13 protein-coding genes are annotated in these 15088 nt (G+C 65.6%); 5 read left to right on the top strand and 8 right to left on the bottom strand.

Annotated elements, in window-relative coordinates; translation table 11 throughout:
* The first annotated feature begins 26 nt into the window (after window positions 1-26).
* From rbfA to pnp, 4 genes are all read left to right on the top strand, one after another.
* Entirely contained in the window at window positions 27-434 is a 408-nt protein-coding gene (rbfA, locus tag K7I12_RS09385; RefSeq protein ID WP_031385269.1) for a 30S ribosome-binding factor RbfA, read from the top strand.
* A complete protein-coding gene (gene truB / locus K7I12_RS09390) occupies window positions 434-1342 on the top strand; it encodes a tRNA pseudouridine(55) synthase TruB (protein WP_031385270.1) in 909 nt (302 codons plus the stop codon). The genes rbfA and truB overlap by 1 nt, the downstream gene beginning before the upstream one ends.
* Window positions 1343-1454: 112 nt before the next feature.
* Window positions 1455-1724 carry a 30S ribosomal protein S15 gene (rpsO, locus tag K7I12_RS09395; protein ID WP_031385271.1) on the top strand — a complete coding sequence of 90 codons (270 nt, stop codon included), beginning with the start codon at window positions 1455-1457 and terminating at the stop codon, window positions 1722-1724.
* 155 nt (window positions 1725-1879) lie between these two features.
* Window positions 1880-4003 (top strand): polyribonucleotide nucleotidyltransferase, encoded by a 2124-nt coding sequence (gene pnp, locus K7I12_RS09400; protein ID WP_031385272.1) that lies wholly within the window; start codon window positions 1880-1882, stop codon window positions 4001-4003.
* Between the two features lie 120 nt (window positions 4004-4123).
* On the opposite strand, the gene hisC is transcribed toward pnp, so the two are convergent.
* Window positions 4124-5179 carry a histidinol-phosphate transaminase gene (gene hisC, locus K7I12_RS09405; protein WP_031385273.1) on the bottom strand — a complete coding sequence of 352 codons (1056 nt, stop codon included), beginning with the start codon at window positions 5177-5179 and terminating at the stop codon, window positions 4124-4126.
* Between the two features lie 172 nt (window positions 5180-5351).
* Here hisC and K7I12_RS09410 point away from each other — a divergent pair, with 172 nt between their 5' ends.
* Complete coding sequence (locus K7I12_RS09410) at window positions 5352-6239, top strand: AEC family transporter (protein WP_031385274.1); 888 nt, start codon at window positions 5352-5354, stop codon at window positions 6237-6239.
* An 82-nt stretch (window positions 6240-6321) separates the two neighbouring features.
* Here K7I12_RS09410 and K7I12_RS09415 read toward each other — a convergent pair whose 3' ends face one another.
* From K7I12_RS09415 to gluQRS, 7 genes are all read right to left on the bottom strand, one after another.
* Entirely contained in the window at window positions 6322-7500 is a 1179-nt protein-coding gene (locus K7I12_RS09415; protein ID WP_031385275.1) for an acetyl-CoA C-acetyltransferase, read from the bottom strand.
* Between the two features lie 145 nt (window positions 7501-7645).
* A complete protein-coding gene (gene panC / locus K7I12_RS09420) occupies window positions 7646-8497 on the bottom strand; it encodes a pantoate--beta-alanine ligase (protein WP_031385276.1) in 852 nt (283 codons plus the stop codon).
* Window positions 8497-9288, bottom strand: coding sequence for a 3-methyl-2-oxobutanoate hydroxymethyltransferase (gene panB, locus K7I12_RS09425; protein WP_031385277.1), 792 nt, complete (start codon window positions 9286-9288; stop codon window positions 8497-8499). The genes panC and panB overlap by 1 nt, the downstream gene beginning before the upstream one ends.
* A gap of 196 nt (window positions 9289-9484) precedes the next feature.
* The gene (gene folK / locus K7I12_RS09430) at window positions 9485-9985 is read right to left on the bottom strand and encodes a 2-amino-4-hydroxy-6-hydroxymethyldihydropteridine diphosphokinase (protein WP_035575422.1); all 501 of its coding nucleotides are present in this window, start codon (window positions 9983-9985) and stop codon (window positions 9485-9487) included.
* A 4-nt stretch (window positions 9986-9989) separates the two neighbouring features.
* Complete coding sequence (pcnB, locus tag K7I12_RS09435) at window positions 9990-11405, bottom strand: polynucleotide adenylyltransferase PcnB (protein ID WP_231664001.1); 1416 nt, start codon at window positions 11403-11405, stop codon at window positions 9990-9992.
* Window positions 11406-12339: 934 nt separating this feature from the next.
* Window positions 12340-13731 carry a sigma-54-dependent transcriptional regulator gene (locus K7I12_RS09440; RefSeq protein ID WP_031385280.1) on the bottom strand — a complete coding sequence of 464 codons (1392 nt, stop codon included), beginning with the start codon at window positions 13729-13731 and terminating at the stop codon, window positions 12340-12342.
* Window positions 13732-13939: 208 nt separating this feature from the next.
* The gene (gene gluQRS / locus K7I12_RS09445; RefSeq protein ID WP_031385281.1) at window positions 13940-14830 is read right to left on the bottom strand and encodes a tRNA glutamyl-Q(34) synthetase GluQRS; all 891 of its coding nucleotides are present in this window, start codon (window positions 14828-14830) and stop codon (window positions 13940-13942) included.
* Window positions 14831-15088 lie beyond the last annotated feature (258 nt).

Here is a 15088-nt window from a genome sequence, read left to right on the forward strand (position 1 = left end):
GATGACGCAGCGAGGAGAGTGAGCCGATGCGCGAGTTCAAGCGTACCGACCGGGTGGCCGACCAGCTCCAGCAGGAGTTGGCGGTGCTCATCCAGCGCGAGATCAAGGACCCGCGGCTGGGCATGGTCACCGTCAGTGGCGTGACCGTCAGCCGCGACCTGGGCTACGCCGACGTCTATGTCACCCTGTTGGGCGACGACGAGCCTGAGCGGATCAAGGAGAACCTCGCGGTACTCAAGCGTGCCGGGGGGTTTCTGCGCAGCCAGATCGCACGCCGGATCAAGCTGCGCCACGTGCCGGAACTGCGCTTTCACTTCGATGAGAGCGTGGTTCGCGGACACAAGCTGTCGTCGCTGATCGACGAGGCGGTCGAGACCGACCGGGCGCGTCACGGCGATGTGGCCGAGGGCGACGAACCGGAAGGCCAACGCTGATGGCGCGTCGTCGCCGCGGCCTGCCGATCGATGGCGTGCTGTTGCTGGACAAGCCCCGGGGCGTGTCCAGCAACCATGCCCTGCAGCGTGTACGCCGGCTTTACCAGGCGCAGAAGGCGGGGCATACCGGCACGCTGGATCCGATGGCCACCGGGCTGTTGCCGGTGTGCTTCGGCGAGGCGACCAAGTTCTCGTCGCAGCTGCTCGAGGCCGACAAGGTCTACCGCACCTACGTGCGACTCGGCGAGATCACCGACACCGGCGATGCCGACGGCGAGGTGATCGAGCGGCGTCCGGTACCGGCACTCGAGGCGGCCGACATCGAACGGGTGCTGGGCGATTTCCGCGGCGAGATCGAGCAGATCCCGCCGATGCATTCGGCGCTCAAGCATCAAGGCAAGCCGCTTTATCAACTGGCCCGCGAGGGCAAGACGATTGCGCGTGCGCCGCGCCGCGTGACGGTTTACGATACGCGGCTGATCGGCCGCGAGCCGGCGGGCTTCGAGTTGGAAGTCGCCTGCAGCAAGGGCACCTACATTCGTACGCTGGCCGGGGACATCGGTACGGCGCTGGGCTGCGGGGCGCATATCAGTGCGCTGCGCCGGCTCAAGACCGGGCCCTTTAAGGCCGCTGACATGTTCGACTTCGCGACCCTGGAGGCCGGGCTGACGGATGGCGGGCACCAAGCGTTGTTGCCGATGGACGTGCTGGTTGCGCATCTGCCGCGTCTGGACGTCGATGACGCCACCGCGCAGCGCGTGCTTCATGGCCAGCGGGCGCCTGTTGATACCATCGGGCTGACCAACGACAGCCTGGTTAGACTCTATCGCGATGCGGCCTTTCTGGGCCTGGTCGCGGTAACGGCGGCAGGGGAGATCGCTCCGCGCCGCCTGGTCGCCGCCGCCTGACCGCGGCTGGCGGCTCTCGCCACTGGGATTTAAGTGGCGCGACCCTGGAGACTGCAAATATGCGTGGTCTCCGACATTCAATGCTCAGGCATATTGCTTACTGGAGAGACAGATGGCTTTGACCGCTGAAAAGAAGGCCGAGATCGTCAACGAATACGGCCGTGGTGACAACGACACCGGTTCCCCCGAGGTTCAGGTGGCGCTGTTGAGTGCCAACATCGATGGCCTGCAGTCGCACTTCAAGACCAACAAGCAGGACCACCACTCGCGTCGTGGCCTGATCCGCATGGTCAACCAGCGCCGCAAGCTGCTCGACTACCTCAAGCGCAAGGATCTGGGGCGCTACCAGTCGCTGATCCAGCGTCTGGGCCTGCGTCGCTAAGCAAGGCCTGTCCGCGGATGATGATGAACAAGCAACCCCTCGGGGTTGCTTGTTCTTTTATGGGGGTGCGGTAGCCCTTGACCCCGTGAACTCCTAAAATGGTCGCCGAGTCAAAAAGACCCCAACATGAAACAGACAAGTTGAAGGAAGTCACCGTGAATCCGGTCAAAAAGACATTCCAGTACGGTCAGAGCACCGTCACCCTCGAAACCGGGCGCATCGCCCGTCAGGCCACCGGCGCCGTGCAGGTCACCATGGACGGCGCGGTGGTGCTGTGCACCGTGGTCGCCAGGAAGGACATCAAGCCGGGGCAGGACTTCTTCCCGCTGGCGGTGTTCTATCAGGAAAAGACCTACTCGGTGGGCAAGATCCCCGGTGGCTTCTTCAAGCGCGAAGGCCGTCCGACCGAGAAGGAAACGCTGACCTCGCGGCTGATCGACCGGCCGATTCGCCCGCTGTTTCCCAAGGGCTTCATGAACGAAGTCCAGGTCGTCTGCACCGTGCTCTCCGCCGATCGTAACCAGGACCCGGACATCGCCGCGATGCTCGGCACCTCGGCGGCGCTGGCGATCTCCGGCGTGCCGTTCAGCGGGCCGATCGGCGCCGCACGGGTGGCCTTCAGCGAAGATCGCGGCTACTTCCTCAACCCCAGCGTCGAGGAACTGGCGGTCTCCGAGCTGGACATGGTCGTCGCCGGTACCGACAAGGCCGTGCTGATGGTTGAATCCGAGGCCAAGGAACTGCTCGAGGACGAGATGCTCGGCGCGGTGCTCTACGGTCACCAGGAAATGCAGGTGGCGATCAGCGCGATCAACGAGTTCGTCGCCGAGGCCGGCAAGCCCAAGTGGGACTGGCAGCCGGCGACGGAAAACGCTGCACTCAAGGAGGCGCTGGCCAGCGGCTTCGAGAGCCAGGTCGGCGAAGCCTACCGGATCACCGACAAGATGGCGCGTCAGGATGCCCTCGGCGAACTCAAGCGTCAGGCGGTGGAGCAGCTGTCCGGCGATGGTGAAGGTCAGTTTGATGCCGACGAGGTGGGTGGCGCCTTCGCCAGTCTCGAGAAGCGCGTGGTGCGCCGCCGGGTGATCGACGGCGAGCCGCGCATCGACGGCCGTAACCACAAGACCGTGCGCCCGCTGGACATCGAGGTCGGCGTGCTGCCGCGCACCCACGGCTCGGCGCTGTTCACTCGCGGCGAGACCCAGGCGATAGTCATCGCCACGCTGGGCACGCTGCGCGACGCCCAGTTGATCGAGTCGCTGGAAGGCGAGCGCAAGGATCGCTTCCTGCTGCACTACAATTTCCCGCCGTACAGCGTCGGCGAAGCCGGCTTCATGGGCGGGCCCAAGCGGCGCGAGATCGGTCATGGGCGTCTCGCCCGGCGCGGCGTCCAGGCGATGCTGCCGAGCGACGAGGCGTTTCCCTACACCATTCGCGTGGTGTCCGAGATCACCGAATCCAACGGCTCGAGCTCGATGGCCTCGGTGTGCGGCTCGTCGCTGGCGCTGATGGATGCCGGGGTGCCGCTCAAGGCGCCGGTGGCGGGCATCGCCATGGGTCTAGTCAAGGACGGGGACAAGTTCGCCGTGCTTACCGACATTCTCGGCGACGAGGACCACCTCGGCGACATGGACTTCAAGGTGGCCGGCTCGGCGGAAGGCGTCACCGCGCTGCAGATGGACATCAAGATCGAGGGCATCAACGAAGAGATCATGGAGACCGCCCTGCAGCAGGCTCACGAAGCCCGCCAGCATATCCTCGGCGAAATGAACCGGGTGATCGCGCAGAGTCGCGAGGAGGTCTCCGTCAACGCGCCGTCGATGGCAACCATCAAGATCTCGCCGGACAAGATCCGCGACGTGATCGGCAAGGGCGGCGCGACGATCCGCAAGATCTGCGACGACACCGGCGCGTCCATCGATCTCGACGATGACGGCACCGTGCGCATCTACGCCGAGGACAAGGCGGCCGCCAAGCGCGCCATCGACACCGTGCTGGGAATCACCGCCGAGGCGGAAATCGGCAAGCTCTACCAGGGCAAGGTGGTGCGGATTGCCGACTTCGGCGCGTTCGTCAACTTCATGCCGGGCACCGATGGGCTGGTGCATATCTCGCAGATCGTGCCCGAGCGGGTCAATGACGTGCGCGACTTCATGAACGAAGGCGACGAAGTGATCGTCAAGGTGCTCGATATCGACAACCGCAACCGCGTGAAGCTGTCGATCAAGGAGATCACCGCCGAAGAGAAGGCAGCCTTCGAGGCGAGCCTGGCCGAGTAACGGATCAGTCCGGCCGGGACAACCCGGCCTGGCCGTAAGGCCAAACAACGGAACGGCCCATCCGCCAAGCGGATGGGCCGTTTTTCATTCAGGCGTACGCGTTTGTGCAGAGCGATGCGCTCAGCGGCAGATCGCCTCGAGCGCCTCGATCAGGCTGTCCATCTCATCGTCGGTGCCGATGCTGATGCGCAGGAAGTCGCGCAGCGCCTCGCTGTTGAAATGGCGCACCAGGATGCCGCGCTCGCGCAGCCCGCCGAACAGTTCGCCGGCATCGAGATCGTGGTGCCGGGCAAGCAGGAAGTTGGTCTGCGACGGCAGCACCTCGAAGCCCAGTTCATCGAGCCGGCGGCGGGTGCGCTCGCGGGTGGCGATCACCCGTTCGCGGCAGGCCTCGAAATGCCCGCGATCGGCCAGCGCCGCAATCCCCGCGGCGCTGGCCAGGCTGTCGATGGGGTAGGAGTTGAAGGAATCCTTGACCCGCTCGAGGCCCTCGATCAACTCGCGCGAACCGAACGCATAGCCCAGCCGCAAGCCGGCCAGGCTGCGCGACTTGGAAAAGGTGCCGACCACCAGCAGGTTGGGATGGATGTCGATCAGCGGAACCGCACTTTCGCCGCCGAAGTCGACATAGGCTTCGTCGACCAGCACCACACGCTCGCTAACCTGTTCGAGCAGTCGGGCGATGGCCGAGCGCGGGTGGCCGTGGCCGGTGGGGGCGTTGGGGTTGGCGAACACCACGCCGCCGCTGTCGGCGCTCAGGGCATCGAGCGGCACCTGCCAGTGATCGTCGAGCGCCAGCGTGCGGTAGCTGATGTCGTAGAGCCGGCAGTAGACAGGATAGAAGCTGTAGCTGATGGCCGGCATCAGCAGCGGTCGCGACTGGCGGAAGAAGGCCTGAAAGGCCAGTGCCAGGACTTCGTCGGAACCGTTGCCGACGAAGACCTGGTCGACGTCGACGCCGTGTTCGCGGGCCAGCGCCTCGCGCAGGGCCCACGATTCGGGGTCGGGGTAGCGGCGCAGATGAGCGGCGGGAAATTCGCGCAGCGCGCGCTCCACGCCAGGGGCCGGCGGATAGGGATTCTCGTTGGTGTTGAGCTTGACCAGTCGCTGGCGCGGCTGCTCCCCGGGGACGTACGGCGTCAGCTCGCGAACTTCCGGGCTCCAGAACTTGCTCATGGTATCTCGGTATCGTGATCGTAAGAATCGGTTGGCGCTCGTCGAGCGCGCTTCAGGACAGTGCTTCAAGTCGCTGTCTCGAGAGGATGCTTGGGTTATGGTGACGTGCCCGAACGAGCCGCGCAAGCCACGGCATGCTAGGCTGCCACTCTTTGATCGCCGAGTCGTATGCATGCTGGCCAAGATTCTCTCGACCCTGCTGCCGGTGTTCCTGATTGCCGGCTGCGGAACGCTCTACGGGCGCTTTCGCACCCCCGACATTCGCAGCCTCAATACGCTCAACATGGAGCTGTTCGTGCCCATGCTGGTGTTTGCGGTGCTGGCCGATCGCCAGGCGCCGCTTGCGGAGTACGCCAACCTGGCGCTGGCCGCCGGGCTGATTGTACTCGGTTCGGGATTGCTGTTGTGGCCGTTGGCGACGCTGCTCAAGCTCAACCGGCGAACCTTCCTGCCGCCGATGATGTTCAACAACACCGGCAACATGGGCATACCGCTGCTGGTGCTGGCATTCGGCGAAGCTGCGCTGCCCGCGGCGGTGGTGGTGTTCGTCGTCGAGATGCTGCTGCATTTTTCGCTGGGGCTGTACATGCTCGACCCGCGCACCCCCTGGTGGCGGCTGTTGCGTATGCCGATCGTGCTTGCCAGCCTGGCTGGGCTGGCGGTCAATCTGAGCGGCCTCCACCTGCCCGGCTGGCTGCTCGAAGCGCTCGACATGCTCGGCGGGGTGAGCATTCCACTGATGCTGTTCGCGCTCGGGGTGCGCATGCTCGACGTCGACTTCAGCGACTGGCGGATGGGCGTGCTGGGCGCCGTGGCCTGCCCGGCGAGCGGTCTGGCGCTGGCCTGGCCGTTGATCGCCTGGCTCGACCTGTCGGGCCTGCAGGCGGCGACGCTATGGGTCTTCGCGGCCCTGCCTCCGGCGGTGCTCAACTATCTGGTGGCCGAGCAGTATCGCCAAGAGCCGCACACGGTGGCCTCGCTGGTGCTGATCGGCAACCTGGGCAGTCTGGTAGTCATGCCGATCGTGCTGGCGGTGCTGTTCGCTCAAGGCGCCGGCTGAACCAAGCGAGGAATCCGCCGGAAACGACGACGCCAGCGGCTCGAGCCGCTGGCGTCGCTTTGCTGCAGTCTCCGCTTCGGCGTCAGCGTTCGATGGCCAGCGCCACCCCTTGGCCGCCACCGATGCACAGTGTCGCCAGGCCCTTCTTGGCATCGCGGGCGATCATCTCGTGGAGCAGCGACACCAGCACGCGACAGCCCGAAGCGCCGATCGGGTGGCCCAGGGCGATGGCGCCGCCGTTGACGTTGATCTTGCTGACGTCCCAGCCGAGCTCCTTGTTGACCGCCATGGCCTGGGCGGCGAACGCCTCGTTGGCCTCGACCAGGTCGAGATCGTCGATGGTCCAGCCGGCCTTCTCCAGGCAGCGCCGCGTTGCCGGTGCCGGGCCGAGGCCCATGATCGCCGGATCGACGCCGGCGTTGGCATAGGCCTTGATGTGGGCCAGCGGTTCGAGGCCCAGCTCGCGGGCCTTGTCGGCGGAGCAGATCATCGTCACCGCGGCGCCGTCGTTGATCGATGAAGCGTTACCGGCGGTGACCTTGCCATCCTTCTTGAAGGCGGGCTTCATGGCACCGAGCTTCTCGGCGGTGATGCCGGCGCGCGGCCCTTCGTCGGCGGCGAAGGTGACCGGATCGCCCTTGCGCTGGGGAATCTCGATCGGCACGATTTGGCTGTCGAAGCGTCCCGACTCGATGGCGGCGCTGGCGTTGCGCTGCGACTGGGCGGCGAAGTCGTCCATCTGCTCGCGGGTGATGCCGTACTTGTCGGCGAGATTCTCGGCGGTGATGCCCATGTGATAATCGTTGAAGGCGTCCCACAGGCCGTCGTGAACCATCGAGTCGATGGCCTTCCAGTCGCCCATGCGCTGGCCGATGCGCGAATGCGGCAACAGGTGAGGCGCCAAGGACATGTTTTCCTGGCCGCCGGCGAGGATCAGCTCGGCATCGCCGCAGCGGATCGCCTGGGTCGCCAGGTGTAACGCCTTGAGACCCGAGCCGCAGACCTTGTTGATGGTCATCGCCGGCACGCCTTCGGGCAGGCCGGCACGGATCGATGTCTGGCGGGCGGGGTTCTGCCCGCAGCCGGCGGTAAGCACCTGGCCGAGCAGGACTTCGTCGACCTGCTCCGGGGCGACGCCGGTACTCGCCAGGATATCCTGAATCACTTTGACGCCAAGCTCGGTGGCAGGAATGCCGGCGAGCGAGCCGCCGAAAGTGCCGATAGCGGTGCGGCGCGCCGCGACAATGACCACGTCTTGCATGGGAGACTCCTTGATACGAGGCGAACGTTTACCTGTTCAGCATAGGGGACTCGGGCGCATGGCGACAATCGACAATCAGGCGGAAAGCGCCGGCGGCGTCTCCGCCGGCTAAAAGGGCTTGGGCAAGAGCTGGGTTCGGCCGGTTTCAGTGCGGCAGCGTCACCGCGAGATTGTCGATCAGTCGCGCCGGACCCAGGTGGGCGGCGCCGAGCAGCACCGCCATGCGGGTGTCGTCGCTGACCGCAGCCAGGTCGTCGTATCGGCGCAGCTCCAGGTAATCGGGCTTGAAGCCGTCCTCGGCTAGCCGGGCGAGCCCTTGACGCAAGGCCTCTTCGCGTGCGGTGCCCCGCTCCAGCGCATCACGAACCTGGCATAGCGTGGCATACAGGCGCGGCGCTCGGGCCCGTTGCTCGGCACTGAGATAGCCGTTGCGCGACGACAGCGCCAGGCCATCCTCGGCGCGCACGATCGGCACGCCGACGACCTCGACCGGGAAGTGCAGGTCGGCGACCAGCTTGCGGATCACCGCGAGCTGTTGGAAATCCTTGCTGCCGAAGCAGGCCAGGTCGGGCTGGAACAGGTTGAACAGCATGCTGACCACGGTCGCCACGCCGCTGAAATGCCCCGGCCGGTTGGCGCCGCACAGACCCTCCGAGACCTCGGGCACCTGAACCGTGGTCTGTGCCGTGGTGCCCTGCGGGTAGAGGGTCTCGTGGCCGGGCGCGAACAGCAGGTCGCAGCCGGCGCGGGCGAGCCGTGCGCGGTCCTCGTCCAGGGTGCGCGGATAGCTGGCGATGTCCTCGCCGGCGCCGAACTGCAGCGGGTTGACGAAAATGCTCGCCACCACGTAGTCGGCGCGCTCGCGGGCGGCGGCGACCAATGCCAGGTGGCCGTCATGCAGGTTGCCCATGGTCGGCACCAGGCCGATGCGCCGGCCTTGGCGGCGCGCTTCGGCGAGGCTTTCACGCAGCGTGGCGATGTCGGTCACGGTGTGCATCAGAAGCAATGCTCCTCGGCCGGAAAGCGGCGTGTCTTGACTGCTTCATGGTAAGCCGTGAAGGCGCCCTGGATCGAGTCGGCCTCGCGCATGAAGTTCTTCACGAAACGCGGCGTGCGCCCTTGGCTGATGCCGAGTATGTCGTGCATGACGAGTATCTGACCGTCGGTGTCGGCGCCGGCGCCGATGCCGATCACGGGAACCTCGAGGGCCTGCTGCATGGCCCGGCCGAGGCTCGCCGGCACGCACTCGAGCAGGATCGCCGAGGCGCCGGCATCGACCAGCGCGCGGGCATCGGCGATCAGCCGTTCGGCCTGCGCGGCGTCGCGCCCCTGGACCTTGTAGCCGCCCAGTTGATAGACGGTCTGCGGGGTCAGCCCGAGATGGGCGCAGATCGGCACGCCGCGCCGCGTCAGCTCCCTGACGCCGTCGGCCATCCACGCCTCGCCCTCGATCTTGATCAGTTCGGCCCCGGCGCGCATCAACTCGCCGGCATCCTGGAGCAGGCGTTCCTGGCTCGAGTTGCTCATGAACGGCAGGTCGACCATCAGCAGGCTGGCACCCTTGCTACGCGCCACGCAGCGGGTGTGATAACAGATGTCGGCGAGGGTGACCGGCAGGGTGCTGGCGTGGCCCTGCAGGACCATGCCCAGCGAGTCGCCGACCAGCAGGACTTCGATGCCGGCCTGACTGGCGACATGGGCGAAGGAGGCGTCGTAGGCGGTCAGGCAACTGAACGGTTCGCCGGCGCGCTTGGCCGCCTGCAGCGTACTCACGGTGACGGTTTTCATGGCGTGCGGTTCTCATATTGCGCTCCGGGCGTGCGGCTATGCCCGGAACTGGCGTGTATTGCGAAGGTTGTTACCATGCAGGGCGAAAGTGTGGAATGGTAACAATCACGCTGCAACTCGACTTTGGCGAAGCTCGACTTTGGCGAAGCTCGACTTTGGCGAAGCTCGACTTTGGCGAAGCTCGACTTTGGCGAAGTTAGTGGCCCGGCGCTGTCAGTACTTGGAGATCGCTGCCGGCGAAGTTCCTGGCGCGTTGTGCCGTGCAAGCGCCATCCAGCACGAGCCCGGGAGCGATATCGGCCAGCGGGATCATGACGAAGGCGCGCTCGAGCAGGGCCGGATGCGGCAGCGTCAGGCGCGCTGACGCCCAGTGCCGGTCGGCGAACAGCAGCAGGTCCAGGTCCAGAGTGCGGGGGCCCCAGTGGCGCTGGCGCACCCGGCGATGACGCTGTTCGAGGGCCTGCAGCTGATCGAGCAGGGCGAGTGGCGACAGGCGGGTGACGATACGCGCCACGGCGTTGACGAAATCGGGCTGGTCCTGGGGGCCGACGGGGCGGCTGCGATACAGCGGCGAGCGCGCCGCTAGCCGAGTGAGCGGCAGACCATCCAGCTCATCGAAGGCCTGCTCGACCTGCCTGACGGGATCGGCAAGGTTGCTGCCCAGGCCGATATAGACCGTGTGCCGTACCGCCGCCATGCGCTCAGTCAGTGCCGTCGCCGGGGTTGCTGCCCTGGCGGCGGCCACCGCGACGTTTGCGCGGCCGGCGCTTGCGCGGCCCCGCGCTACCCGCCGGATCGGCGTCGACCTTGTTCAGCAGGCGACACTGTTCATGCTCGTCTCCGTCCTGAAAGGCGCTCCACCAGTCGCCGAGTCCGGGGGCAATCTCGCCGGCATGTTCGCGCAGTAACAGGAAATCGTACGCGGCGCGAAAGCGCGGGTGTTCCAGGATCTGGAAGGCGCGTTTGCCGCGCCGCTTGGGCAGGCGCTCCTGAAGATCCCAGATGTCGCGCATCGGCAGGCTGAAGCGCTTGGGGATCGAGGTATGCTGGAGCTGGCGCGTAATGACCTGCTGGGCGGCGGTCTGCTGGGCCGGGATCGGCGGCATGCCCTCGGCCCTGAGGCACTGCGAGCGCCACTGCACGCTGGGCCAGAGCAGGGCCCCGAACAGGAAGGCCGGGGTGACCGGGCGCTCGTTGAGAATCCGCTCGTCGGTATTGGCCAGCGCCTGCAGAAGTAGCGGTTCGGCCCACTCGAGCTCGGCCATGGTCTCGTCGGCTTCGGGAAACAGCATGGCGAACAGCCCGTATTCGCGCAGGTGCTGAAAGCTCTGCACGCCGTGGCCCGACATGAATAGCTTGAGCACCTCGTCGAAAAGCCGTGCCGGAGGGATCTGCAGCAGCAGCGGTGCGAGTTCGTGAATCGGGGCTTCGGTGTCGGGGGCGAAGGTGAAGTCCAGCTTGGCGGCGAAGCGCATCGCGCGCAGCATGCGTACCGGATCTTCCCGGTAGCGGGTCGCCGGGTCGCCGATCAGTCGCAGCACCCGCGCGTCGATGTCGGCGAGGCCGCCTGCCCAGTCATGCAGCGAGAAATCGGCGATGTTGTAGTACAGCGCATTGACAGTGAAATCGCGGCGCAGCGCGTCTTCCTCGATATTGCCCCAGACGTTGTCGCGCAGCAGCAGGCCGTCCTCGGACTGGTGGGCGAGATGTTCGCCATGGTCGTCGCCGGGGCGCCCACGGAAGGTGGTGACTTCGATGACTTCCCGGCCGAAGCGCACATGCACGATGCGAAAGCGCCGGCCGATGATCCGTGAATTGCGGAACAGGTCGCGAAGCTCCTCGGGCGTGGCGTTGGTGGCCACGTCGAAATCCTTGGGGGGCTTGCCAAGCAGCGCATCGCGCAGGCAGCCACCGACCAGGTAGGCCTCGAAACCGGCATTGTGCAAGCGGTAGAGAACCTTGAGCGCGCCAGCGCTGAATAGCTGCCGGGAAATGCTGTGCTCTTCCCGGGGAAGGATGTTAAGACCGGAGGGTTCGCCGCCCCCCTCGTGGTTGCCGAACAGAGTCTTCAAACGTTCACCGGGGCGTTGGAGAAAGCGGGTAAATCCTTTGAACATGCCGCGATAGTGCTCGCAGTCTGAGGGAAAGCGCCCAGTGTAGCCGAGCCCCCCCGGCTTGCAAAGCGCCGCCGACAAAAGCGTGGGCTGGTGAAGGGCGGCGCGGAGAATTGCGAACCGATCGCATGCCGATACGCGCCGAGACCTTAAAAGCTCCGATGTGGCAGGAAGGGATAAAAGCGGCTGGGCGGAAAGTAGAAAGGGAAGGCCGGTGGCCTTCCCTTTTAAGCAGTCTGACAGCGTCCGTGCTGTTGATTCTTCTTCGTGATGGCGCATCGCCTTGAATACGCACCACAGTCACCAATCGAATCATCAGGCAAGCATCATGTTGTTGTTCTTGGGTCTCTTCCTGATGGCGACCGCCTCGTATTCAAAACAATAATCCAACCACGACGGCAGGTGTCTGCCTCCCTCGGCGTGTTGTTGTTGTTGCCAAGGGTACTCCTCAGACAGGCCTATTGTTGTTGTTGAACCTGTGCGCGAAGTGTCGCGTCCCGATGATATTGACACCGGAATGTCCCGACGCTGTTGTGCTTCTTGTCGTCGGTGCTGCTAACCGGAATTTTTTGTTGTTGGGCCCGGAAACTCTGCCTCGGCTGTGTTGTCCTTAGTGTTGTCCAGCCTCTGACTGCGGCGGCGATTCTGTTGTTGCTGTTGTTGTGCGCCGCCGCAGTTGTTGTTTTTCTTGTCCTGGTAAAGTAGCAGCGACCATGCCACTTACCGGCTTTTTAATTTTTATCAATCTCTTGCAACTCCTGAGGCTCAAGGCCAAAGTTCTCTTCGGTGCTTCTGTTACCGCCGTTGCGCCACAATGGTGAAATGTGTGGGTGAAGCAGTAACAAGTGGTGCGCTCAGGTCGTCTCGAACTGGCTTTATCATCCATACAAGCGCTGCGGCATGCTGTTAGACCATGGTCGCGAATCCTGCGAAAGGATTATGCCGAGCGGCTCCGCGGCGTCTTCTTGCGAGGAATCCCCAGGCGCTGACGACGTTCCCACAGACACTTGCGACTGATGCCCAGCTTGCGGGCGAGCTCGGTTTCGCTCATCTGGTCCTGATGCTCGAGGACGAAGTGCTGAAAGTAATCCTCGAGGGACAGGTCCTCTTGCTGGTCGCTGACAAAGCTGTCCGGGCAGCTGGCGCCGGCCGCGACGGCGCTGCGTGCGGGGGCAGGGCGAGCGATGACCGGGCCGAGGCCCAGGTCGTCGGAATGGATGAGACTGCCTTCGGCGAGAATCACCCCGCGTTCAAGTGCGTTTTCCAACTCCCGGACGTTGCCCGGCCAGGGGTAGTCGCGGATGTCGCGGCGGGCGGTGCGCGACAGCTTGAGACCGCTGCGCGCGTGGCGTCGGCAGGCGGCGGCCAGCAGCACGTCGGCGATCTCGAGGATGTCGTCCTCGCGTTCGCGCAGCGGCGGCAGATCGATCTGCATGACGTTGAGGCGGTAATAGAGATCGAGGCGGAACTCGCCGTTCTTGGAAAGCGCGTTGAGGTCGCGGTGGGTCGCGGCGATCAGGCGCACGTCGACATGGCGGGTCTCGACCGAGCCGATCTTGCGGATCTCGCCTTCCTGCAGCACGCGCAACAGCCGTGCCTGAGCATCGAGTGGCAGCTCACCGATCTCGTCGAGGAACAGCGTGCCCCCGTCGGCGGCCTCGACCAGTCCGGTGCGCGCCGCGCTGGCGCCGGTGAAGGCACCTTTCTCGTGGCCGAACAGCTCGGATTCGATCAGCGTCTCGGGGATCGCCGCGCAGTTGACGCAGATCAGCGGTGCCTTGACGCGCCGGCTCTGACGATGGATGGCGCGCGCCACGAGTTCCTTGCCGGTGCCCGATTCGCCCTGAATGAGCACCGTCACGTCGGCGGGTGCGGTCTTGCGGATCCGTGTATAGACCGCGAGCATGCCGGGACAGTGCCCGATCATTCCCGAAGGTGTGGCGTTGCCGCGTTGCGAGTCGGTCCCTGCGCCGCGGCGCGGCGCGTGCTCATCGAGCGCCTGGGCGACGCTGGCGAGCAGCTCGTCGGGAGCGTAGGGCTGGGTGACAAAGTCCACCGCGCCTTGCTTGAGCGCCTCGACCGCCGTACGGACGCTGACGTGGCGGGCCGTGATCAGCACCGGCAACGAATCGACGGCATCGATCAGCGCGGTGCCCGGCTCGCCCGGCAACTGCAGGTCGCTGATGATCAGGTCGAATTGCGTCAGATCCAGCTGGTGGGCCTCGATGACCGAGGTGGCCTCGCTGACGCGGTGCCCTCCGCGCTCGAGCAGACGGCGCAGCGCCAGTCGAGGAGTGGCTTCGTCGTCGACGATCAGAATCTGGGGCATCGTTTTTCAACCATCTTCGGTTCGGGGGCGGCCACAGGGACGATGCGCTTGCCGCGGCGCTGGCCGGCCTGGCGATATCCTGACCCGCCCGGCTGGCAACGATCAAGTCCTCGGCCGTGCCGGCTGGAAAGGCAAGCGCGAGTGTAGGGACATCCCGGCCGGATACTCAACCCGACCTGAGTCGTATTCGCGGCGATGGCCGATGTCGTCAGGCCGGGTCCGGCGCCTGGCGCTTGGCCTCGCGATGCAGGCGGGCAGGGTCCCAGGCGGCGATCGCCGCAGCAAGCTGGTCGGTAACCGACGCTCCGGTTAGTTCGCGGGGCGGCGCCTGGTCGAGTGCGACGAGGGCCCGGTGCAGGTAGTCGCGCGGGGCGTCGCCACCCACCGGGATCGCGGCGGCTCGGTTCTGCTTGGAAAGCTTCTGGCCGTTGGCGGCGACGATCAGCGGCAGGTGCAGGTAGCGAGGTTGTGGATAGCCTAGCGCCGCCTGCAACTGCAGCTGCCAGGGCGTGTTGTCGAGCAGATCGGCGCCACGTACCACGTCGCTGATGCCCTGCTCGGCGTCGTCGACCACCACCGCGAGTTGGTAGGACCACAGGCCTTCCTTGCGCTTGAGCACCACATCGCCCAGCGCTGCGGGATCGTAACGCTGCTCGCCGAACAGCCGGTCGTGCCAACTCACCGGGCGCAACGCCAGTTCGCTGCGCAGACGCCAGGCCAATGCTCGTTCGGGACGCAGCGGGCCGCTGCGACACCAGCCGGGGTAGATCGGGTAGTCCCGCCACTCCTTGCGCGAGCAGCTGCAGGGGTAGGCCAGGCGCTGTTCGGCCAGCCGCGCCAGCACGGCCTGATAGGGCGCGTCGCGCTCGCTCTGGATCATCACCGCGGCGTCCCAGCTGAGGCCGTAGGCCTCGAGCTGGCGGCGGATGGTGTCGCTGGTGCCTGGCGGGCAGCGTGGCGGATCGACATCCTCGATCCGCAACAGCCACTCGCCGCCGACGTGGCGGGCGTCCAGAAAGCTGGCCAGCGCGGCGACCAGCGAACCGAAATGCAACGGCCCCGAGGGGGTCGGGGCAAAGCGTCCACGGTACCCGGACATCGCTATCTCCTCGCAGTGGCCAGCAGAGCAATCGCAGTTGAACTGACGAGGGGCGCTGGGGATAAGCCCCGAGCGACAACGCTATCTGCGATAGCCCTGCAGTGGCCAGGCCATGACCTGGCATTCGGCGGTTCTGAAATCGGGTAGGGTCCGGGGTCACCCCCGGAGCCCTCCCACACCACCGGGCATACGGTTCCGTACCACGGCGGTTCGCGAAGAACGGCTGAGCCACCTTACCGTATCAAGTACCGAGATCAG

It is taken from the genome of Halomonas sp. IOP_31 (assembly GCF_021151495.1).
Taxonomy (GTDB): Bacteria; Pseudomonadota; Gammaproteobacteria; order Pseudomonadales; family Halomonadaceae; genus Modicisalibacter; species Modicisalibacter zincidurans.